Here is a 23648-nt window from a genome sequence, read left to right as displayed (position 1 = left end):
GCTGTAAGCTGTAAGCTGTAAGTTGTAAGTTGTAAGTAAATTAATTGTCCGCATTAATTAGGATACTATAAGGTTTTTCTTTAATTTATCGTTTATACCGAAATTATTCTCATAAGCTAAAGGCATATTTAATACCGACATTTTTTTAAGACTCTCAAATTATATTGCTACTTTTGACTTCCTCTCACAACTTAAACCTCACCAATAAAAAAGGTGCATTTAATATGCACCTTTATCTTATAGCTTATAGCTTATAGCTTATTAAGCAGGATTATTAACAAAATCTTCGCCTAATTTAATGTCAGCTTTAAGACCGTCTAACATGTCAGCTTTACATTTAGCTTCATATTCACTGATATCGCCGTAATGTAAAATTTCTTTCACGCCGTCTTTACCAATTAATACTGGTTGTGCAAAGAAACGTGCATCTTCGCCGTCGCCTTCAACATAAGTATATTCATAAACGTCGTCTTCGCCGTTTAATGCATCTACTAAGCTTAAGCAGAAACGTGCAGCTGCAAGTCCCATTGATAATGTAGCAGAACCGCCACCCGCTTTAGCTTCAACAACTTCAGTACCCGCATTCTGGATACGGTGAGTTAATTGCTCAATCTCTTCTTGTGTGAAATCAGCACCTTCAACTTGTGAAAGTAATGGAAGAATTGTAGTACCACTGTGTCCACCGATAACTGGAACAACGATTTCTTCTACGTCTAAGCCTTTTAATTCAGCAACAAACGTTTCAGCACGGATAACGTCTAGTGTTGTTACACCAAACAATTTAGCTGGGTTATATTTACCTTTCGCTTTTAATGCTTCTGCTGCGATTGCAACAGTCGTGTTAACTGGATTAGTAATGATACCGATACATGCTTCTGGAGCGTGATCTGCAATTGCATCAATTAAGTTTCTAACGATACCAGCATTGATGTTAAATAAATCTGAACGGTCCATGCCAGGCTTACGAGGAACGCCAGCTGGAATTAATACAACGTCAGCACCCGTTAATGCTTTATCTAAGTTATCAGCACCAAAACCTTCCACTTTTACAGCTGTAGGTATGTGGCTCAAATCAACAGCAACACCTGGAACAACTGGCGCAACATCATATAGCGCTAATTCTGTGCCCGCTGGTAATTGAGTTTTTAGTAATAAAGATAGAGCTTGACCTATACCGCCTGCGGCACCTAATACTGCAACTTTCATATTCTTCTCCGAAGTCATTTTGTGTAGAGTACATTTTGCGGGCAAACCATACTTAAATATGAGTAAAAACTCAATTAGCATTTAGTCTAAATTAGTATATTTTAGTTAAATACTTTAAACTGCGCCCAAGTTAGAAGGGGAATCCATGAGCCAAGTAAAACAAGAAGAATTAATTAAGTCATTTAAAGCGCTGTTAAAAGAAGAAAGATTCGGTTCTCAAGGCGATATCGTCGAGGCCTTAAAAGGTCTTGGATTTGATAATGTGAGTCAATCAAAAGTATCCAGATTATTGACTAAATTTGGCGCAGTAAGAACACGTAATGCCAAACTAGAAATGGTGTATTGTTTACCTGCTGAGTTAGGCATGCCAACGGCTAAAAGCCCATTAAGACAGTTAGTATTAGACATTGAACACAATGAATCTATGGTGATCATACGTACTAGCCCAGGTGCAGCACAGCTTATTGCCCGATTGTTAGATTCAGTCGGTAAAGCAGAAGGTGTGTTAGGTACTATTGCAGGTGATGACACTATATTTATCGCCCCACTGAAAGTCAGTGACATCGAACATACAATTAAAAACATCAGACAATTATTTGAATCTGTATAAATAAAAAAGCGCAGCACTTTAAAGTGTTGCGCTCGTTGTTTTAACAATTAATGTTTATTCATCATTGGTTGACGCAATTTTATGAATAGATAAATCAGCACCATCAAACTCTTGTTCTTCAGAAAGCCTTAACCCAAATAATACGTTAATGAGTCCATAGACAATTGCCCCACCAGCTACAGCTAATGCAATTCCACTTAATGTTCCTATTATTTGCGCCGAGAACGAAACGCCACCTAAACCGCCAAACGCCTCACTGCCGAAGATACCCGCAGCTATACCACCCCACGCACCACATACACCGTGTAAAGGCCACACACCTAATACATCATCAAACTTAAATTTGTTTTGTACGTATGTAAATAACCAAACAAATAATCCACCAGCAACTAAGCCTACCACTAGTGAGCCGATTGGATGCATCACATCAGAACCTGCACACACGGCAACAAGACCTGCTAATGGCCCATTATGTATAAAACCCGGATCGTTTTTACCAAAGTATAATGACGCTATAATGCCACCGACCATGGCCATTAATGAGTTCACAGCCACAAGTCCAGATATTCCGTCCAACGTTTGGGCTGACATCACATTAAAACCAAACCACCCAATACTTAAGATCCATGCACCTAAAGCTAAAAACGGTATATTGGAAGGAGCAAACGCAACTAATTTACCACCACGGCGGCGACCTTGGCGCATGCCAAGAAATAATACAGCGACAAAGGCTAACCATCCGCCAACAGCATGTACAACAACGGAACCCGCGAAGTCATGAAATTGCGCCCCAGTGGTCGTTTCTAACCAAGCTTGAAAACCCAAGTTGCCGTTCCAGATAAGGCCTTCAAAAAATGGATACACCAAACCTACGATTAACATAGACGCAAATAAGAAAGGATAAAAACGGCCACGTTCGGCGATACCACCAGAAACTATAGCCGGTATTGCGGCGGCAAAGGTCATTAAAAAGAAAAATTTAACTAGGTCATAACCATTATTTTGTGACAACACTTCTGCACTGGCAAAAAAAGTGGTGTCGTATGCAACCCAATAGCCAATGAAAAAGTACGCTATACATGAAACGCCAAAATCGGCCATGATCTTTACTAACGCATTTACTTGGTTTTTATGCCTAACCGTCCCTACTTCTAAAAAAGCAAAACCGGCATGCATAGCAAACACCATGATGGCACCTAATAATATAAATAACGTATTTGAACTCTGAACTAAGGTCTCTACTGCACTATTTACTTGATCCAAAATCAATACTCCTAAATAGCTTCGTTATCTTGTTCACCCGTACGTATACGAATAACGCGTTCAACATCAGAGACAAATACTTTGCCATCTCCAACTTTACCAGTATGAGCCGCTTTTATGATGGCTTCTATGCAACGTTCAACATCATCGTCAGAGACAATGAGATCAATTTTTACTTTAGGAAGGAAATCAACTTGATATTCAGCGCCACGGTAAGTCTCGGTATGCCCTTTTTGGCGTCCAAAGCCTTTAACTTCGGTAATGGTCATCCCCACCGTACCAATTTCAGATAATGCTTCTCTCACATCATCCAGTCTAAAAGGTTTAACTATCGCTTCTATTTTTTTCATTATTATATGAACCCATTTAACTATTTATGCTAACAATTAGCTTAACTATGCAAAGGGAGCATATAAGAAAATAAATGAGTTTGCCTCACTTATACATAATAATTTTTATTATATATAAGTGAGTTTATGAAGGTAATTAAGGCTTGTTAATCTATATTTCCCTGAGAGGTAAGGAAATCTATAGAAGGAGCAAAAAAGGCAGCACCGGTCTCTGCCGTGGTATAGTCGAGTAAATGATCGTAATTACCTTCATCAGTACCAAACACCATGTTATGTAATATACGCTCAAAATTAGTGGCATTGGCACAGTAAGATACAAACAATAAACCTTGGGTAGAAACATTACCGTAAGGCATACTTTGACGCATGAGTTCTAAGCCATTGCCATCTTCGTCTTTCACATTTGCTCTTTTTACATGAGCAGTTTCCGGCATTTCTTCTTTTGACATTTCAATGTCATCAATTTTAGTTCGTCCAATGATTAACTCTTGATCTTCAGTAGGTACTTGTTCCCAGCGGGCTAAATTATGACGATATCTTTGCACATGAACGTAACTTCCCCCTGCAAACGTACCTTCTTTTACCAATGCTACATCTCTTCGCTTTCGGCCTTTAGGGTTTTCGGTGCCATCAACAAATCCCGTTAAATCACGCCCATCTAGATAACGGAAACAAGGCACTTGTTCAATTAATTCTATCATCTCACCAAATAAGCTCATTAACCGTCTGCAAGCAATATAATTTACATCTTGTCTGTCCGACCTTAATTGTACATATAAGTCGACAGGTACAGCAGGCATGTGTCTGTCTTCGTGATGGATGGCTGGAAAAGGCCTCAATTCTTCAGGTTTTTTATCCGGGTACAACTCATCCCAAAAACTAGATCCAATTGCGATAACGCCACTAAACATCGCCTCAGAAAATTGTTCGTTTATCTCTTCTAATATTATTGGTAACTGACTTAATGCTTCACGTATTACGGGTTCATAACCATCGTGTGCATTAAAAAACAAATGAAGTCCGTGTAAATTTGCTTCACCACATATCCCCCATTGCTCTCTTGCCATGAGTCACTCCTAGTTACATTTATGATGTTGATAAAAATAATATACTTAATTGTACCGACCGGTTGGTCTATACTGCCAATACTTATTACGAATACTTTACATTATCGATGAGAATACTTCTTTTATTTATATCACTTTTATTTTCAGTGCCCAGTAAATCAGGTGAACAACAGCTAGAGTTTCAAACTTCTGGGCTTGTGGGGTTAGGCCATGCTTTTTATAGCTATACATTCATAAATAAACACACATTATCGATAGGTGCAGGGTACGTACCTGAGTTAGCTGATCATGATGATATGACATTACTAAGTTTAAAATACCGATATACCCCAACAAAGTCATACCCGTTTATATCAATGGGCCAAGAAATCATGTGGAAACCTTATAGCTTTTCAGTGACGGTATTACGAGGGGAAGACAATGATATTTATAAAACTTTACCTGACGACATCCCAAAAGACTATTACTTACCCAGTGCCCGACGTGTAATTTTTAGTATGCAAACAAACTTTGTTTTACAAGATGGAGTTGAGTTTTACTGGGACTGGAGTGTATTAGATATTGGTTTGATTAATTACGTTAGAAATTTTGAGTTTTATCGAGACAACTACCGATTTTTAGGCTTAGAAGGCATTTTAAGTTACGGAATTGGATTTAGGGTGGATTTATAATGACATTAATAAAAAATATCATGCTTGCAACCATAACTTCATTGTTAATATCTTCATGTCGATTTGATATATCGCCTTGGGAAAACGATGTCAATTGTGACACGTTAAACCTTGAAGCTAACTTAGAATGGCTCAACCTAATCGAAAAGCGTTATAAGGATAAAACGGATTTTAGTGTCGCCGTTATTGGTGATCCGCAGCAATATCCTGGTGATCTTGAGTTAACAATTAAAAAAATTAACAAAATAAATAAAGTAGATTTCGTTTTGCTGTTAGGTGATTTAACAGAGACTGGCGTTGAAAAAGAATACGAATGGACATGCAAAGCCGTGAGCCACACTAGTAAGCCTATTTTATCCGTTATTGGAAATCATGACGCTCTAGCTTATGGACGCGTTATTTGGTTAGATACTATTGGTCCATTTGATTATTCATTTACCTATAAAAACACAAAGTTCATCGCTTACAACGATAACAAATACGAATTTGAAAACGTGCCTGACAAAGAATGGATAGCGAATGAAGCGCTCATCTCGAGTGATGAAACACGTCTTCATACAATTGGAATGTCTCACATTGAGCCTTGGGATGTTGAGCCAACGTTAACAGATGAACTCAAGCTAATGGGGTTCGATCAAATGCTCCATGCTCATAACCATAAGTTCGCTTATTGGCAAAAATCCTCAGTAGAACTGCCACACTTTATTACCGCGGACACACGAGATGTTAAGTTTGGCATTATGAACATTACACCTGATAGTATTTCAATAGAGCAATGTGATCCAGAATGCGTACCAATACTTCCAGTTAACAGATAGTTATATTAAGTTGTCGTTTTAGTAATATATTCTTATAGTGAAGTCATAATTCATTTTTACTTCATACTGATGCGCGTACTTTCACTATTAATATTTTTATTTACCTTTAAAAGTACTGCAGCGACTAAGCAAATAGAGCTTCAAACATCTGGGCTTATCGGTGTGGGACATGCCTTTTACAGTCTGACCTTTTCAGACAGGCATACTATAGCTATGGGCATTGGTTATGTCCCTAAACAATACGATCATGATGATATGAGATTGTTCAGTGTTAAATACCGTTATACCACTGATATTAAATATACTTTTCAAATTAAAAGCAAACTGATCCAATGGAAGCCATTTAGTTTTTCAACCACAATGTTATTTGGTAAAGATCACGATGATTACAAAATATTACCGGACCGTGATATACCAGAAGGTTACTACACACCAACAGACCGACGGTTTATCTTTAGCATGCAAAGCAACTTTCTTGTGCGAGATAATATTGAACTTTACTGGGATTGGAGCGTACTGGATATTGGCGTAGTGAATTATACAAGAAACTTTGAATTTTATCGTGATAACTACTACTTAATGGGTCTTACTGGAATTGTGAGTAGTGGTGTTGGCATTAGGGTGTACTTATGATGAGAGCTATTTGCCAAATATACTTGCTAGTCATGTATTCACTACTGATTTCATCATGCCGATTTGATACTTCGCCATGGGAGTATAGCGTCGACTGCGATACCTTGAACTTGGATGTTAATTTAAATTGGCTAGCTAAAATTGAAAATACAAACAAAGAACAACCTCACTTTAGTATAGCAGTTATCGGCGATCCGGGGCTTTTCCCAGGAGATTTGGAACTCACGATAAAAAAGATCAACCAAATAAACAAAGTGGATTTCATTTTGTTATTAGGAGACTTAACTGAATTAGGGGTTAAACAAGAGTATGAATGGACTTGTAAAGCGATTAGCCATAGTAATAAACCAATATTGTCCGTCATTGGCAATCATGATGCTTTATCATACGGACGTGAAATATGGTTAAACACCATAGGTCCATATGATTATTCGTTTACATATAAAAACACTAAGTTCATTGCTTACAATGACAATAAATACGAATTTGCAGATGTACCAGATAAAGAGTGGTTACAAAAGGAAGCCGCGTTAGAGACTGATGAAATTCGTCATCACACGATTGGCATGTCACACATAGAACCTTGGTGGGATATCGATTTTACATTTACAGATGAATTAAAAGCGTTTGGTTTTGACCTTATGTTACATGCTCACAGCCATAAATTTTCATATTGGTACAAACCTTCGGTTAAATTACCGCATTTAATAAATGCCGATACAATAGATATAAAATATAGCATTGTTAATTTTACCCCCGCCAATATATCAGTAGAACAGTGCGAACCTGAATGTATTCCAGCCACTGCAGTAAATTGGAGCGACATTCCTTAAATATTACAAAATTTAGTCTTATTTATTACATTTTTATTACCCATGTAATATTCCTGTAACATTTGTGTTTTTTAATAGTCTAAACTTAAATAAAACGACTACTTTTATTTATCTATTAAATTAATCAGTTCCTTACCTAGGGTCATAATAATGAAAATGCTTAAAACGTTAATTGCAACTGCCATAATCTCAGCGTCGATTAGTCCAGCTATAGCGGCAACCGATTTATACGGTAAAATCAATGTGTCCTTTCAAAATTCAGATGACGGCGATGCTGCAATCACTGAGTTAAAAAGTAATTCTTCTCGATTTGGCTTAAAAGGTTCAACAAAACTAGACGGTGGTATATCACTGGTTTATCAATATGAGTTTCAAGTTGATGTGGCAGACAACTCTGGTTCAGAGAACATAAAATCAAGAAACCAATACATTGGATTGAAAGGTGACTTCGGTGAAGTATTATTAGGACGTAACGATACGGTATTAAAACAGTCACAAGGTAAATTCGATATTTTCTCTGATTACGAAGGCGATATTAAAAACTTAGGCTGGAAAGGTGAAACTCGTGCCGATGACTCTATCACTTACAAAAGCCCTAAATTTAATGGTGTGCAGTTTGGCTTAAGCTACATCTTAGATGAAGATAATGATGATGCTGCGACGTCTATTTCTGCAACTTATGGTGATAAAGCATTAAAGAAAGATAAGTATTATGCGGCCATTGCCATGGACAGCGATGTTAAAGGCTATGACGCAACACGATTAACTGTGGGTACAAAAGTATCAGGTGTGGTATTAGGCTTGATATTGCAAACACAAGAAGCGGTTTTATCAGGTGTTGAGAAGTCTGGCATGATGTTAAGTGCACAATACAAAGTAGGTTCTTATAATCTAAAAGGCCAATACCAAACCCTTGAAGATGACGCTGGCATTTCAATTGGTGCGGATCGTAAGCTTGGCAAAAACACAAAAGCTTATGTATTTTACACTACCTTTAATCATGACATGAGTGCTGACGAATCATACGTAGCACTTGGGTTAGAACATAAATTCTAACGCTTAAATTACATAAATCTTTATGATGTAAAAACCGCCTAGTGCGGTTTTTTTCTTTTTAAATTCATGTTTTATTAAATATTAGTTATAAACTAACCTCGATGTAATAAAACTGTCATAATAAGAAGACATACTAAGTTCACTAGATAATTACCGCATCATTCTATTTGAATTTTGTATAACCTATTGATAAAGATTAACAATGATGAATAAAATTTTGATTATTGAAGACGAAGCTCCTATTAGAGAGATGTTGGTCTTTATATTAGAACAAAATGGCTACCAAGCCCTTGAAGCTGGCAGTTTTGAAGAAGCTCAGCGTCACTTAGTTGAACCTGTACCTGTGTTGATTTTACTTGATTGGATGTTACCAGATGTCAGTGGTATACAGATTGCCAAATCGTTAAAACAAGGTGATTTAACCAAACATATCCCTATTATTATGTTAACCGCTAAAGGCGAAGAAGAAGACAAAATTAAAGGGTTAGAAGTAGGCGCTGACGATTACATGACAAAACCTTTTTCACCTAAAGAGTTAATGGCTCGTATAAAAGCGGTACTTCGCCGAGTTGCACCAACCGCAATTGAAGAAGCGGTTGAAGCAGATGGTATTATTCTTGATCCAGTATCTCATCGTGTTACTGTGCACAATAAATTAGTAGAGCTAGGTCCCACTGAATTTAGATTGCTTCACTTTTTCATGACTCACCCAGACAGAGTTTACAGTAGAGAACAACTGCTTGATCATGTTTGGGGAACCAATGTTTATGTAGAAGATCGTACGGTCGATGTTCAAATAAGACGATTAAGAAAAGCGATTGGTGAAGTTAATACCATGATCCAAACCGTCCGAGGCTCAGGGTATCGTTTCTCTAAAACGACATAAAGAATTAACAAATGCGTCAATTACCTAACAGTCAAAAGTTATTTACGAAGGTAGTAATATTTTTACTGCCTTTTTTCTTAATAGGCACTTTTTTTGGCGTCCCAGCTGAAAGCCTATGTCTAGGATTTATCTGTTTATCAGTTTGGCATTATCATCAGCTCTCTTTACTTATAAATTGGTTGTGGACCAAACGTGGTGCTTACCCTCCTGCATCGAAAGGGATCTGGGCAGACGTTTTTGATGGTATTTATCAACAACAGCGTAAACACAGAAAAAAACGTAACGAACTCAGTGTATTAGTGAGACGTTTCCGTTTAGGCGCAGAGTCACTTCCAGATGCAGCGCTGGTATTTAACGATGACAGAACGTTAGTTTGGTGTAATTCGTTAGCTCAAAGTATGTTAGGTTTTAAATGGCCAGAAGATATGGGCAATCGCATTGATAACTTTTTGCGCCAACCTGAGTTTATTCAATACTTAGAATCAAAAAACTACGACAAGCCATTCGAGCTGACATCGCCAGAAAGTGAATTCATCATTCTTGAATGCCGCATAGCTCCATTTGAAAAAGACAAATGGACCTTAATTGCTCGAGATATAACCCAAATCAAACAAATGGAACAGATGCGTAAAGATTTTATAGCCAATGTTTCACATGAGCTTCGCACTCCATTAACGGTAATGCGTGGTTATTTAGAATTACTCACCGAATCCGATGTGCCCGATCCTATTATTTGGAAAAAAGCACATACTATGATGAACGAACAAACCATTAGAATGGGAGGATTAGTTAACCAATTACTCACCCTGACTAAATTAGAGAACAAACAATACGTATTAACTCAAAGCAAAGTTAACGTTGCACGGTTGTTAAATATTATCGTTGAAGAAGCGAACACCCTATCTGACAACGAACACGTGATTACTTTAAACGCCGATTCTGAATTGTTTATACGTAGTAGTGAAGAACAAATACGAAGTGCTTTTTCAAATTTGATATTTAATGCCGTTAGGTACACACCAAAAGGACAAAGTATTAACGTATCTTGGAAAATAACGGAGGAAGGAGGTGCTAAATTTACTTGTCAGGACACCGGCGATGGTATTCCTGCAGAGCACTTATCAAGACTTACCGAACGATTTTATCGTGTCAATCAAGCCCGAACTCGTGACTCAGGCGGTTCCGGATTAGGATTATCCATAGTGAAACATATATTAGCAAATCATGACTCTGATCTAGAAATCAGCAGCACGCTGAATGTTGGTAGTTGCTTTTCATTCACAATACCCGCTAGGTTTATTGTAAAAGAAGCAACAATAGTGGACGAATAACAAACCAAATGGATAATAAAGCGCCGCTCCACTGCTAAAAATCCCCCGCTAATAGACAAAAACTAAAATTGCAGTTATGTTACAAATCTATACATATTGATGAATACATAAAGTCAGTATGTTATCTATTGGTAACTGGACAACAATTTGAATATCTCTCCTTTAAAAAACAACCTGTCGAATACCCACAATCATGTTGCAGTGTTAGATATAGGTTCAAACAGTTTCCACCTGACCATAGTTCAAATCAATAATAAAAAATTAAATATTATTCATAAATCCAAGTATAAAGTTGGCCTTGCAGATGGCTTAGTCAATACAGGATTAATTAATCCCGATGCATTCTCTCTTGGCTTAGAAACGTTAAAAAAACTTAAAGTCGTATTAGAGCATTACCCAATCAAAACCGTTAGAGTTATCGCCACGCAAGCACTAAGGTGTGCAAATAACACTAATGACTTTATCTCACAAGCACAAAACGTATTTCCTTACCCTATCGAAGTCATTCAAGGTAAAGAAGAAGCTCGTTTGATATATAAGGGTGTGATAAGTCAGGTTTATTCAGAGCAAGTTCAGCTTGTAATAGATATAGGTGGAGGATCGTCAGAATTTGTCATTGGTCATGGATTAGAGCCAAAATTACTTACTAGTTTGAATATTGGTTGTGTGAGTTTTACTAACCAATTTTTTGCAGATGGGCAAGTCTCCTTGGAAAATTTTAATAATGCGATTCAAGCGGCGAGTACTGAAATAAAAAACATAGCGCAAACTTATAAACAACTTGGCTGGGATACTTGTTTAGGCACCTCAGGTTCGATAGAGAGTATATTTTCCGTAATTGAAATGATGGACAAGAATAAACTAGTTACCCTTCACAATTTAGAAACATTAATGTCACAAATCATTGAATTTAAATCCATTGACGCATTACAGTTAGGTGATATTAATAAAGAAAGACAACATGTATTCCCCGCAGGCTTGGCCATATTAATTGCTATGTTCCGCACTTTAACCATAACTCAAATGCAATACTCCCACGCCGATCTTGGCCAAGGTGTTGCCTTTGAAATCATTGAAAAACAAGACTAGCACCCTTTTTTATCAAAAACTTCTACTCCGGGTAGATGTGCGCCTTGAGTACTTATCCGCTGTCAAAACACAAAAAAACGTTGCCGCTAACAAATGAATTTTTAATTATTTTCCAGTTAAATTGACTTTGTAATATTACTGACACATAACCTCAATATGATTGCTGCAGATTTTAAGAAACATTAATTCTTTGTAACGAAACCTTTAACCCATTGCCAAATAAATAACTAAATTGGCAGGAGTAAAATATGAAATTAAAAACTTTGTTCAGCGTATTAGGTTTAACCTTAACTGCGTTAGTATCTACATCATCAGCAGCAGTTGATAAATCAATTGCGGAATATCAAAAAACCAGCGGTATTTCTGGCAACCTTTCTACAGTAGGTTCAGATACATTAGCTAATATGATGACATTTTGGGCAGAAGAATTTAAACGTTTATACCCAAATGTAAATGTTCAAATACAAGCTGCAGGTTCATCTACTGCGCCTCCTGCATTAACGGAAGGTACATCTAATTTCGGTCCTATGAGCCGTAAAATGAAGTCAAAAGAAATTGAATCTTTTGAAAAACGTTTTGGCTATAAGCCAACAGCTATTCCTGTTGCGATAGATGCACTTGCTGTGTTTGTCCACAAAGATAACCCTATCAAAGGTTTAAAAATATCTGAAGTGGATGCCATTTTCTCTGCAACTCGTAAATGTGGTAGTGACCAAGATATCTCACGTTGGGGTGATACTGGATTAACTGGACAATGGGCTGCTAAAGACATTCAGTTATACGGACGTAACTCAGTATCTGGTACATACGGCTACTTTAAAAAGAAAGCATTGTGTAAAGGCGATTTTAAAAACAATGTAAATGAACAACCTGGCTCTGCATCTGTTGTTCAATCAGTTTCAGCATCACTTAATGGTATTGGTTACTCAGGCATAGGTTATAAAACATCTGGTGTAAGAGCTATTGCTTTAGCCAAAAAAGGTAACAACTATGTTGAAGCAAACATGGAAAATGCAGTATCGGGTAAATACCCATTAGCACGTTTCCTATATGTTTATGTTAACAAACACCCAAATAAACCGCTTTCACCAATGGAGTCAGAATTCGTGAAAATGGTACTTTCTCAGCAAGGCCAAAAAATTGTAGAAAAAGATGGTTACATTCCATTACCTGCAAAAGTCGTTGAGAAGCAACTTAAGGTTCTTGGTTTAAACTAAGGGCATTAAAAATACAAAAAACCGAGCTAGGCTCGGTTTTTTTTTGTATTTTCAACTTAACGTTTATGAGTAACTAACAAGCTTCATCTAAATCGACAATAATATCTGAAGCCAATCCTTCAAGAGCTTCCGCAATCACATCCGCATTCATACCTACAGGTAAATAGACTTTCGCAACCGCGTGGAACAATCCACCTCCCCAATTAGGTGCGGTTTGTCTACTACTGGTGAAGTGAATAATACTGCCACCTTTATGAGTAATGATACTGGCCAACTCTTGAACAATGCCCTTACGATCGTTACCCGTTATTACAAACTCAATTTCTTGCCCTTCAGGTAATTCTTCACCGAGATCATCATGTATATCAATTTTAAGTTCATCAATTTGAGTCAACGCAGAGGTTAATATTTCAAGATTATCTTCAGCAACTTCTATTTCTACAACCCCAGCAAAGTAGCCACTTAAATGAGACAAGTTGCTCACTAACCAATTGGCATTATGCTCAACCAATGTATTAGAAAGGATTTCTACTAAACCAAGTCGGTCTTTACCTATAACTGTTAAAATAAGTCGTTTCATGAAAATTTAGATCCTTAACTGCTTTTCATCTTTTCCAAAGTATTAACCGTAAACAATAAATAATCCAGAAAGTGAATTGATTAAAAGACTGACACACCGCTGTATGATTAATTTTTAATCAATTTTATTTATTACATTATCAAATTATTACACTACCCTAGTTGTAATGTCACATAACTGTAACATTAACGCCATATAATGCCCCCAATCGAAAATAAGTTGGATTTTTAGATGTCTAGAACTTCAGACAACGCTTTAAAAACTGAATCAACTAGGTTGATCAAAGATAAAGTTGCAAAATATGGTGTAACCGTAGGTGGCGTAATGGTTTTATGCGCCTTGTTACTTATATTCTTTTATCTGCTTTACATTGTAAAGCCCGTTTTTAATGCACCTCATATAGAACCGATCAGTGAGATAACTGAATTAACCAAAAATTACGTCAGTGTTTCGGTAGAAGAGCAAAATGAAATTGCCTTTGCTTTAACCAAACAAGGTGAAATTGATTTTTATTCTCTCTCAGGTGAAGATGCCGGGCAATTAGTGTTAACGGAAACAATTCCGTCATATAACAGGGTAACAGCTTTTAATGCTGCGGCTCCGCAACAAGGTTTATTTGGCTATATCAACCAACAATCTGAATTAATGATTGTGAAACCCACGGTCAAAATATCTTTTCCAAATGACAAACGAAAACTAATGCCATACATGAGTTTCCCTTTTGGAGAAGCCGCTATGCCATTGGAAGTTGATAACTTATTTACTATTGATCAGTTTTCATTTGCGACAGAAGAACAATCAATTGGCTTAGTCCACCAACATACCGATTCAAAAGTTTACTTCACCAAATTAGAAGGTGAAGAAGATATGTTTTCTGATGAGATTGTATGGACAAAGAACTCAACAGAGTTAACACAAGTTAATGGCAAAATAATCAGTACCTTTGTTTCACCTGGTTTATCCCGAGTTTTTGTGGTTACAAAAACGCAACTTTATGTATTTGATACCATGGATGCTGAAGAGGTTGAATTACTGTACACAGTCAACTTAGTGGCTAAGTCAAAGTCAGGTGTGACCATAACAGCTGCAAACCTTCTTGCGGGTGCAAACTCTATGATCATAGGGTTTAGTAATGGAGTTCTTGAACAATGGTTTGAAACCAATAGTGATGAGGGCCGTGATTTTGTAAAAGTTCGTCAATTTAATATGACTGGCGAAGCACAAGGTTCAGCTATTGATGCCATCTACCCAGAGTTTTATCGTCGAACTTTTTTAGCTAGCACGAATACAGGACATATAAATCTTTTCCATACCACATCTGAAGCTGAGTTATGGCAAGGTCAAATTGCACAAGGAAAGATTAATACACTGTCTTTCTCTCCTCGTTCAAATGCAGTAATTTCAATTTCTAACAACACATTGGATATATCAAAAGTCGATAACGAACACCCAGAAGTAACTTGGTCGGGTTTATGGCAAGAGGTGTGGTATGAAGGATATCCAAAAGCGGATTATGTTTGGCAGTCGTCATCGGCCAGCGATGATTTTGAATCTAAATTCAGTTTAGTTCCAATCTCATTTGGTACATTAAAAGCAGCGATGTACGCCATGTTATTTGCGGTTCCAATTGGTTTATCCGCGGCCATTTACACGGCTTACTTTATGGCTCCAAACGTTCGTAAAATTGTTAAACCGACAGTTGAAATCATGGAAGCATTACCAACAGTAATTTTAGGTTTCTTAGCTGGACTTTGGTTAGCTCCGGTAATAGAGCAGCACTTACCTGGTGTAGTGTTATTGCTTATATTATTGCCAATCGCTATTTTGCTCACCGCGTTTGCTTGGCACAATTTACCGCAAAAAATAAAAAACATGGTACCGCAAGGATGGGACTCCATTATCCTGTTACCTATTGTTGTTTTAGTTTCATACGCTTCGTTTAGCTTAAGTCCACTGGTAGAACTTTGGTTATTTGACGGCAACACACGTTTATATATTACCAATGAGTTAGGTATTAACTTTGACCAACGTAATTCATTAATAGTTGGTATAGCCATGGGCTTTGCTGTAATCCCAACCATCTTTTCGATTGCAGAAGATGCGGTATTCAGTGTCCCAAAAACACTATCAAACGGTTCTTTAGCACTTGGGGCTACTCAATGGCAGACACTAGTAAAGGTTGTATTGTTAACAGCGAGTCCAGGTATTTTCTCAGCCGTAATGATGGGCTTGGGACGTGCGGTTGGTGAAACCATGATTGTATTAATGGCAACCGGTAATACACCAATTATGGATTGGAGCATCTTTGAAGGTATGCGTACCTTATCAGCGAATATTGCAGTAGAAATGCCGGAATCTGAAGTGGGAAGTTCTCACTACCGAATTCTATTCTTAGCAGCATTTGTCTTATTTATATTTACCTTTGTTGTAAACACCATTGCCGAATTTGTTCGTCAACGTTTACGTGAAAAGTACAGTTCACTTTAACCCCATAACTTGAAGATATCAGGAGTATTAAAATGAAATTATGGTTCAAGTCTGGGTCACCATGGGTATGGATGACAGCGGGTGCAGTGAGCATCAGTTTGTTATCAGTAATTGGTTTGTTGATGTTAATTGCAAGTCGTGGCCTATCTTATTTTTGGCCTTCGAGCATTCATCAATTTGAAATCACCACACAATCCGGTGCTACCAAAACAATTATTGGTGAAATATATGAAAAAGAACAAGTACCTACTCAGCAGTTGATTGAGTCTGGTGTTTTGTTTGAACAAGCACAAGGTGAAACCGTAGAGCGCTACTTAATAAAAACCGGCAACCGTGAGTATGTTGATTTAGATTTCCAATGGTTATTAACGCCATACATAAAACAACAATCAACGCCTTCAGGTTTAGCCGTATTTGAACGTAGTAAAAATGGTAACTTTTATGGATATGTTGAAAGTGTGGTTCAAGATGGCAATGTCATTACCGAAAACAAACAACAAGTTTTATTAGCTGCGATAGAACGAGCCGTAGAATTAAATGGAAAAGCGTTAGATTTACAAAACAATGAAATCGGCGCAATTAACTATGAGTTAGAGCGTTTAAGATTAAAACAAAGAAAACATGAACTGGATGGCGATTTAACCGACCAAATCAAATTAGACTTATCTGAAAAACGTCAAGCTCTGCAAACTGAATATCTCGTATATGAAAAGCAGTTATTTGAATTTCGTCAATTAGCTAAACGTGACAGTGTTATCGTCAAAGATATGCGCGGCGAGCAAGTTACTTTGCCAGTCAATTATATATTGGACGTAACTTTTCCTAATGACATGTCATTTCTGGCTAAGTTAGGTCAATATGGTCACCAAATTGGCAAGTTTATAATGGATGATCCGCGTGAAGCTAATACGGAAGGTGGTGTATTCCCTGCTATTTTCGGTACCGTCTTTATGGTTATGTTAATGGCGGTCATCGTTACACCATTTGGTGTTATCGCTGCGGTATATTTACATGAATACGCAGGCAACGGCGCGATTACTAAAATCATTAGAATTTCAGTAATTAACCTAGCAGGTGTGCCATCCATTGTTTATGGTGTATTTGGATTAGGCTTCTTTGTTTATATGTTAGGTGGTTCATTAGACCAACTATTCTACCCTGAAGCATTGCCGGGTCCTACGTTTGGTACGCCTGGTGTTATGTGGTCAGCACTTACATTAGCCATATTAACTCTACCAGTTGTTATTGTATCGACTGAAGAAGGGTTATCACGTATTCCAGGCGCATTACGTCAAGGTTCGTTGGCCTTAGGGGCAACAAAAGCAGAAACTTTATGGCGCATCGTTATCCCTATGGCAAGCCCTGCAATTATGACAGGTTTGATATTGGCTGTAGCGCGTGCGGCTGGTGAAGTTGCACCGTTAATGTTAGTTGGTGTTGTAAAAATGGCACCTACTTTACCGTTAGATGGTAACTTCCCGTTTGTCCATTTAGACCGTAAGTTTATGCATTTAGGTTTCCACATTTATGATGTTGGTTTCCAGAGCCCGAATGTGGAAGCGGCAAGACCATTAGTTTATGCAACATCCTTTTTATTAGTGAGTGTGATTGTCGCTTTGAATATCACGGCCATCGGCATACGTAATCATTTACGTGAAAAGTATAAAGCACTAGACCACTAATAAATGAATAAATCGGTATTTATACCAATTAAATAAAAGATTCGTTAAGACAAAATTAAAACGATTAAGTGAGTAAGACATGATTTCCGTCGCACCTGATATGAGTAACAAAACGTCATCTGTAATTGATTTAAACAATTTACAAGATCAACAAATTGCACTGCGCATTAAAAACTTGAACCTTTTCTATAGCGAAAAACAAGCCTTAGAAAATATCACAATGAATATTCCAAAAGGTCAGGTAACGGCGTTTATCGGTCCTTCTGGTTGTGGTAAGTCAACGTTACTACGTTGTATCAACCGTATGAATGACTTAGTAGATACCTGTAAGATTGACGGCCAAATCTTGTTACATAATCAAAATATATATGACAAGTCGGTTGATGTTGCGTCATTACGTCGTAAGGTTGGTATGGTGTTTCAGCGCCCTAACCCATTCCCAAAAAGCATTTATGAAAATGTGGTTTATGGATTACGTTTACAAGGTGTTAACGATAGACGAGTCCTAGATGAAGTGGTTGAAAACGCATTAAAAAATGCGGCGCTTTGGAATGAAGTTAAAGACCGTTTACATGACAGTGCTTTAGGCCTTTCAGGTGGACAACAACAAAGATTGGTTATCGCTCGCGCTATTGCGATTGAGCCAGAAGTTTTATTACTTGATGAACCAACTTCAGCACTTGATCCTATTTCTACATTAACAATTGAAGAGTTAATTACAGAATTAAAAGATAAATACACGGTCGTCATCGTTACTCATAACATGCAACAAGCGGCGCGAGTTTCGGATCAAACGGCCTTTATGTATATGGGGCAGTTAATTGAACATGCTGACACTAATACATTATTTACAACACCAAGTAAGAAAAAAACAGAAGACTACATAACGGGTCGTTACGGTTAGTCGAATTAAGTCACCCTTTAGGGTCTTGATGAGAACATGGCATAGCAAAATTGAGCAAAGGTAAGACGATGGAATTAAATTTAAACAAACACATATCAGGTCAGTTTAACGAAGAGTTAGAGCAGATCAGAAACGACGTATTAAAAATGGGTGGTTTGGTTGAGCAACAACTTACCAATGCCTTAAACGCCGTTAACAAACGTGATAAAGATTTAGCAAAACAAGTTTTAGAGTCGGATTACCTTGTCAACAAGATGGATGTTAAAATTGACGAAGATTGCACACGGATCATTGCAAAACGTCAACCAGCCGCTTCTGACTTACGTTTAGTGCTTGCCATAATCAAGACCATTACTGACCTAGAGCGTATTGGCGATGAAGCAAAACGTATCGCTAAGGTAGCACTAGAGTCATTTAGTAATACTCAGCAAGAGTTTCTAGTCTCTATGGATGGCATGGGCAGAAAAGCGCTTGCTATGCTGAATGATGTTTTGGACGCCTTCGCTAGAATGGACGTGGATGCAGCTTTCGAAGTACACAAAGCGGATAAAGAACTAGACAAAGAATACGAAGCCATTGCCCGTCAATTAATGACTTATATGATGGAAGACCCGCGTTCGATTCCTAAAATCATGGATGTATTATGGTCGATCCGTTCATTAGAGCGTGTTGGCGACCGTTGTCAAAATATATCTGAATACGTGATTTATTTTGTTAAAGGTAAAGACGTTCGTCATACATCGGAAGCCGATATTAAACAAAACATTCTTAACTGATTCAAATTAGGACTTAATGAGTTAAGCGCAGAAAAACGGCGTTTAACTCATTAACTCTCCTTCAACTCTATTTTTATTTCACTATTTCCTCACTCGTCACATAATTGTAACATTTCTGTCATATACTCTATTCTTGTTGCAATGCTTATGTAATTAAATGGCATTATCAACTAAACAGGTGTGACAAGGTCACAAACACAAGTTACAATTCGCACGTTTTTACCAACCCCTAAAAGGTATTAAAAATATGGCCACAAATTCAATACTTGGCTTATTTGCAAAATCTCCTCTAAAAGCATTAGAAGAGCATATTAATAAAGTTCATAGTTCCGCTAAATTGTTAGTTCCGTTTTTTGAAGCTGTATTTGCTGAAGACTGGAAAAAAGCAGCCGAAATTCGCACTAACATTTCTAAATTAGAAAAAGAAGCCGATGTGCTAAAACGTGATATTAGAATGAATTTACCACGCGGTTTATTTCTTCCTGTAGAACGAACTGACATCCTCGAACTTGTTACTCAACAAGACAAAATAGCTAATAAAGCGAAAGACATTTCAGGTCGTTTTTTAGGTCGTGAACTTACGGTTCCTAAAGAGATCCAAGCCGAATTTAAAGCATATGTTCAACGCAACATCGATGCGACTAAACAAGCTAGAAATGCTATCAACGAAATGGACGAGTTACTTGAAACTGGTTTTAAAGGCCGTGAAGTAGACTTAGTTGAAAAGATGATCAATGAATTGGATGCTATTGAAGATGATACTGACAGCATGCAGATCGCAATTCGTTTACAACTTAAAAATTTAGAAAGCGAATTAAATCCTATTGATGTCATGGTTACATATCGCATGATTGAATGGATAGGTGAGTTAGCCGACTTGGCTGAACGTGTCGGTTCGCGTCTAGAGCTTATGCTTGCACGCTGATAATAAACATTATCATTTACTAAATAAATTAGGTTAATCCAATGGATAATATTTCAAATTTTTTTGAAGCATACGGCGTAATGTTAGTCATTATCGCTGCAGTAGTTGGTTTTTTCATGGCGTGGGGCATTGGTGCCAACGACGTGGCAAATGCAATGGGGACCTCGGTAGGTTCTAAAGCCCTAACTATCAAACAAGCTATCGTCATAGCGATGATATTTGAGTTTGCTGGGGCTTATTTAGCCGGTGGTGAAGTTACTTCTACCATTCGTAAAGGCATCATAGATTCAGCGATGTTTGTTCCAATACCTGAGTTACTCGTGCTTGGTATGATTTCAGCATTGTTAGCCGCTGCAATATGGTTAGCCGTTGCTTCATATTTAGGCTGGCCTGTCTCTACTACCCACTCCATTGTTGGTGCAATAGTTGGTTTTGCTGCCTTTGGCGTTGGCGCTGATGCAGTAAACTGGGGTAAAGTTGGTGGCATTGTATTGAGTTGGATAGTAACCCCTGCGCTTTCCGGTGCACTTGCTTACGTTATCTTTATGTCTGCACAACGTTTGATATTCGATACTAAAGACCCGTTATCAAATGCTAAAAAGTATGTTCCTTTTTACATGTTCTTAGCCGGTTTTATCATGTCTCTTGTGACAATCCAAAAAGGCTTGAAACACGTTGTTAAGTCTGGCGACCTATCAATCAGCACCACTGAAACATATTTATACGCTATATTAGTGGGTGTTATTGTAGCGATTATTGGTAAGTACTTTATTAGTAAAATCAATATTGACCCTAAAGCTGACAAGAAGATGCATTTCAACAATGTTGAAAAAATATTCTCAGTATTAATGATTATCACAGCATGTTGTATGGCATTTGCCCATGGTTCAAATGACGTAGCAAACGCGATTGGTCCTTTGGCTGCAGTTGTAAGCATTGTTGGTAACAACGGTGAAATCGCTTCAAAAGCAACGTTAGCTTGGTGGATATTACCACTTGGTGGATTTGGTATTGTTGCTGGTTTGGCGTTATTCGGTCACCGAGTTATGAAAACCATAGGTACAGGTATTACGCATTTAACACCAAGTCGTGGTTTTGCCGCTGAACTAGCTGCTGCCTCTACTGTTATTATTGCATCAGGTACAGGTCTTCCAATCTCTACGACACAAACACTTGTTGGTGCGGTATTGGGTGTAGGTTTAGCACGTGGTATTGCAGCGCTTAACTTAGGTGTTGTTAGAAACATAGTTGTTTCTTGGGTAATTACACTACCAGTTGGTGCAGGCCTTTCAATTATTTGTTTCTTAATTCTTAAGAGTGCATTTGGCATCGCTTAATATCTAATTAAAACAATACAGTTAAAAACCAGCTTCGGCTGGTTTTTTTTATTTCTCCACATTAAATTACCTAATATGGAAACTTAATCTATAATTATCTTTCCCATTTATTAACAAGGATAGTTATGGCTCAGTTACTTATTTTATTTATCTGTATTTTCTTAATCATTACTCCGTTATATGTGAATAGTAAACTCGTCCCCCCAGAATTAATGTTAGCGAAAACCACTAACCTACAAAGCATTCAATTAAGTTATCGAGGCTATTTAGTCAGTGAAAAACTTGATGGTGTTAGAGGATTTTGGAACGGTAAACACTTGTTAACTCGTACAGGTAAACTTATTCATGCGCCGGCATGGTTTACTCATGACTTCCCCACTGAGCCTTTAGAAGGTGAGTTATGGATCAGAAGAGGTCAGTTTGATTTAGTCTCTGGGATTATAAGAAAACAAACACCTGTGGACGCCGAGTGGAAAAAGATAAAATTTATGTTGTTTGATGCACCTGAATCTGAGTTGATTTTCAGCCAACGTCTAAACTATATACAAACACTAATCAGCCCTCTTAACATTCCTTGGTTAAAGCTCATCGAACATAAATCCTTTACTGAATTTAGCCAACTAAAGACCTATTTTGAAAGTATTGTTAACCAGAATGGTGAGGGGGTGATGCTAAACAAAGCAGATGCTTATTATCAGTCAGGCCGCACTAACAATATCCAAAAACTAAAACCCTACCTTGATGAAGACGCAATTGTATTAAGCCATTTAACTGGCAAAGGTAAGTTCCAAAATATGATGGGGGCATTGTTAGTAAAAAATAAACAAGGCATAGAATTTAAGATAGGTACCGGTTTCACCACAGCACAAAGACAACATCCGCCTAAAATAGGCACTATTATTAGCTATCGCCACTCTGGTGTCACAAAGACTGGATTGCCTAGGTTTCCTACCTTTATTCGAATTAGGACTGATCTGGAGGCGTTGTAGGGGGGAGTTTCTAATGGCGAGTTTCGAGAAATAAGCTGTAAGGCTGTAACGCAAATATGATAAATAATGCACACTACTAATATTAATTTGTATTTAGATTAGCTCTGAGCGTTTTATTACCGGCTATTAAAACTGCATTTTTGCTTACAAAAACAAACGCGTTAATATTTCAGTAGAATTTAAGCTTCTAACCTCTAACATCCTCAGTATTGAAATTGCTTACTTATCGTATATGTATCTTGAAAAGCCAACCGACAAGTATATCCGAAATAAAATCTTTAAAAGACCGATAAATTAGTTATTAAAACCCAAGCAGCTCCCAAAGTAATGATTTGAAAAGGGACAAAGTGTAAACCTCTAATAGCTATAACTAATCTCTTTTTAATACTCTTATGATCTGTGTAATTAGGTATACCACTTCTATGTTTTACCATCATAGCTAAGGTAATTTTATCCGCAAATTCAATTCGATTTTTAAGCGTAGGAAGGTATTCTGCTAGCGTTTTATCAAGAGATAAATCACCTCTGGCGACCAATTTGGTTATTGCAAACGCATTATATAACTTGCCAATACTGGCTATTTTAAATAATGCGCTAGGATCAGCAGGGATTTTTTTATCTCTGTCATGCCAACCACTGGTAAATAGTTGAGCATCCTGTCCTGATGTTTGGACATACACGATAATGCCATCTAATCCTAGATTAACCGCCTCATCAACTTGCGCTTGTATGGTTAAAGGTAAAGGTGTCAGATAAAGTTTAGCTGCTTGCCATGGTGCAAATAGATAAATACTACCAATAGTTACGAATACCGCAGCGATGCGCATTATTAATTTTATATAGCTTTTCATTCCGCCTCTTTTACTCGAATAAACATAAGTATTCTGTAAAGTCTTAATAACATGATATCGCAAATCAAATAAATGCAAAAAGCAATT

The 23648-nt window shown here is 37.4% G+C and carries 23 protein-coding genes; 17 read left to right on the top strand and 6 right to left on the bottom strand.

Going from position 1 to position 23648, the window contains the following annotated elements; genetic code table 11:
- Positions 1-261: 261 nt before the first annotated feature.
- Positions 262-1206, bottom strand: coding sequence for a malate dehydrogenase (gene mdh / locus KO505_RS01890; RefSeq protein WP_216053750.1), 945 nt, complete (start codon positions 1204-1206; stop codon positions 262-264).
- 145 nt (positions 1207-1351) lie between these two features.
- Here mdh and argR point away from each other — a divergent pair, with 145 nt between their 5' ends.
- Positions 1352-1816: a transcriptional regulator ArgR gene (gene argR, locus KO505_RS01885; protein ID WP_216053749.1), complete on the top strand. Its 465-nt coding sequence runs from the start codon at positions 1352-1354 to the stop codon at positions 1814-1816.
- Positions 1817-1870: 54 nt separating this feature from the next.
- Here the strand turns inward: argR and KO505_RS01880 are convergent, their stop codons facing one another.
- The 3 genes from KO505_RS01880 to KO505_RS01870 all read right to left on the bottom strand — a co-directional run bounded on the left by KO505_RS01880 (position 1871) and on the right by KO505_RS01870 (position 4496).
- A complete protein-coding gene (locus KO505_RS01880) occupies positions 1871-3079 on the bottom strand; it encodes an ammonium transporter (protein WP_216053748.1) in 1209 nt (402 codons plus the stop codon).
- 11 nt (positions 3080-3090) lie between these two features.
- Entirely contained in the window at positions 3091-3429 is a 339-nt protein-coding gene (locus tag KO505_RS01875; RefSeq protein ID WP_216053747.1) for a P-II family nitrogen regulator, read from the bottom strand.
- A 146-nt stretch (positions 3430-3575) separates the two neighbouring features.
- Positions 3576-4496: a Dyp-type peroxidase gene (locus tag KO505_RS01870; protein WP_216053746.1), complete on the bottom strand. Its 921-nt coding sequence runs from the start codon at positions 4494-4496 to the stop codon at positions 3576-3578.
- A gap of 107 nt (positions 4497-4603) precedes the next feature.
- On the opposite strand from KO505_RS01870, the gene KO505_RS01865 reads away from it, so the two are divergent.
- The 9 genes from KO505_RS01865 to KO505_RS01825 all read left to right on the top strand — a co-directional run bounded on the left by KO505_RS01865 (position 4604) and on the right by KO505_RS01825 (position 13030).
- Positions 4604-5167, top strand: a complete 564-nt coding sequence (locus KO505_RS01865) for a hypothetical protein (RefSeq protein WP_216053745.1) — start codon at positions 4604-4606, stop codon at positions 5165-5167.
- Positions 5167-5985, top strand: coding sequence for a metallophosphoesterase (locus KO505_RS01860; RefSeq protein WP_216053744.1), 819 nt, complete (start codon positions 5167-5169; stop codon positions 5983-5985). Before KO505_RS01865 ends, KO505_RS01860 begins: the two co-directional genes overlap by 1 nt.
- Positions 5986-6054: 69 nt before the next feature.
- Positions 6055-6618: a hypothetical protein gene (locus tag KO505_RS01855; RefSeq protein WP_216053743.1), complete on the top strand. Its 564-nt coding sequence runs from the start codon at positions 6055-6057 to the stop codon at positions 6616-6618.
- On the top strand, positions 6615-7451 hold the full coding sequence (locus tag KO505_RS01850) for a metallophosphoesterase (RefSeq protein WP_216053742.1): 837 nt from the start codon (positions 6615-6617) through the stop codon (positions 7449-7451). Before KO505_RS01855 ends, KO505_RS01850 begins: the two co-directional genes overlap by 4 nt.
- 150 nt (positions 7452-7601) lie before the next feature.
- Positions 7602-8507 (top strand): porin, encoded by a 906-nt coding sequence (locus KO505_RS01845; protein WP_216053741.1) that lies wholly within the window; start codon positions 7602-7604, stop codon positions 8505-8507.
- Positions 8508-8709: 202 nt separating this feature from the next.
- Positions 8710-9393, top strand: a complete 684-nt coding sequence (gene phoB / locus KO505_RS01840) for a phosphate regulon transcriptional regulator PhoB (RefSeq protein WP_216053740.1) — start codon at positions 8710-8712, stop codon at positions 9391-9393.
- Positions 9394-9404: 11 nt separating this feature from the next.
- Entirely contained in the window at positions 9405-10724 is a 1320-nt protein-coding gene (phoR, locus tag KO505_RS01835) for a phosphate regulon sensor histidine kinase PhoR (RefSeq protein ID WP_216053739.1), read from the top strand.
- 147 nt (positions 10725-10871) lie between these two features.
- Positions 10872-11813 (top strand): Ppx/GppA family phosphatase, encoded by a 942-nt coding sequence (locus KO505_RS01830; protein WP_216053738.1) that lies wholly within the window; start codon positions 10872-10874, stop codon positions 11811-11813.
- 248 nt (positions 11814-12061) lie between these two features.
- Entirely contained in the window at positions 12062-13030 is a 969-nt protein-coding gene (locus tag KO505_RS01825; protein ID WP_216053737.1) for a PstS family phosphate ABC transporter substrate-binding protein, read from the top strand.
- Between the two features lie 73 nt (positions 13031-13103).
- Here KO505_RS01825 and KO505_RS01820 read toward each other — a convergent pair whose 3' ends face one another.
- Positions 13104-13610, bottom strand: coding sequence for a glycine cleavage system protein R (locus KO505_RS01820; protein WP_216053736.1), 507 nt, complete (start codon positions 13608-13610; stop codon positions 13104-13106).
- Between the two features lie 231 nt (positions 13611-13841).
- On the opposite strand from KO505_RS01820, the gene KO505_RS01815 reads away from it, so the two are divergent.
- The 7 genes from KO505_RS01815 to KO505_RS01785 all read left to right on the top strand — a co-directional run bounded on the left by KO505_RS01815 (position 13842) and on the right by KO505_RS01785 (position 22710).
- Positions 13842-16097: an ABC transporter permease subunit gene (locus tag KO505_RS01815; protein ID WP_252731587.1), complete on the top strand. Its 2256-nt coding sequence runs from the start codon at positions 13842-13844 to the stop codon at positions 16095-16097.
- Between the two features lie 32 nt (positions 16098-16129).
- The gene (gene pstA / locus KO505_RS01810; RefSeq protein WP_216053735.1) at positions 16130-17779 is read left to right on the top strand and encodes a phosphate ABC transporter permease PstA; all 1650 of its coding nucleotides are present in this window, start codon (positions 16130-16132) and stop codon (positions 17777-17779) included.
- Between the two features lie 79 nt (positions 17780-17858).
- On the top strand, positions 17859-18683 hold the full coding sequence (gene pstB / locus KO505_RS01805; protein ID WP_216053734.1) for a phosphate ABC transporter ATP-binding protein PstB: 825 nt from the start codon (positions 17859-17861) through the stop codon (positions 18681-18683).
- A gap of 68 nt (positions 18684-18751) precedes the next feature.
- Entirely contained in the window at positions 18752-19459 is a 708-nt protein-coding gene (phoU, locus tag KO505_RS01800) for a phosphate signaling complex protein PhoU (RefSeq protein ID WP_216053733.1), read from the top strand.
- 247 nt (positions 19460-19706) lie between these two features.
- On the top strand, positions 19707-20384 hold the full coding sequence (locus KO505_RS01795; protein WP_216053732.1) for a TIGR00153 family protein: 678 nt from the start codon (positions 19707-19709) through the stop codon (positions 20382-20384).
- A gap of 41 nt (positions 20385-20425) precedes the next feature.
- The gene (locus KO505_RS01790; protein ID WP_216053731.1) at positions 20426-21721 is read left to right on the top strand and encodes an inorganic phosphate transporter; all 1296 of its coding nucleotides are present in this window, start codon (positions 20426-20428) and stop codon (positions 21719-21721) included.
- A 125-nt stretch (positions 21722-21846) separates the two neighbouring features.
- Positions 21847-22710, top strand: a complete 864-nt coding sequence (locus tag KO505_RS01785) for a DNA ligase (RefSeq protein ID WP_216053730.1) — start codon at positions 21847-21849, stop codon at positions 22708-22710.
- Between the two features lie 278 nt (positions 22711-22988).
- Here KO505_RS01785 and KO505_RS01780 read toward each other — a convergent pair whose 3' ends face one another.
- Positions 22989-23561 carry a serine hydrolase gene (locus KO505_RS01780; RefSeq protein ID WP_216053729.1) on the bottom strand — a complete coding sequence of 191 codons (573 nt, stop codon included), beginning with the start codon at positions 23559-23561 and terminating at the stop codon, positions 22989-22991.
- Positions 23562-23648 lie beyond the last annotated feature (87 nt).

The organism is Psychrosphaera sp. F3M07 (assembly GCF_018860345.1).
In the GTDB taxonomy this organism is placed as follows: Bacteria; Pseudomonadota; Gammaproteobacteria; order Enterobacterales; family Alteromonadaceae; genus Psychrosphaera; species Psychrosphaera aquimarina.
This window is presented reverse-complemented; position numbering and strand designations above follow the sequence as displayed.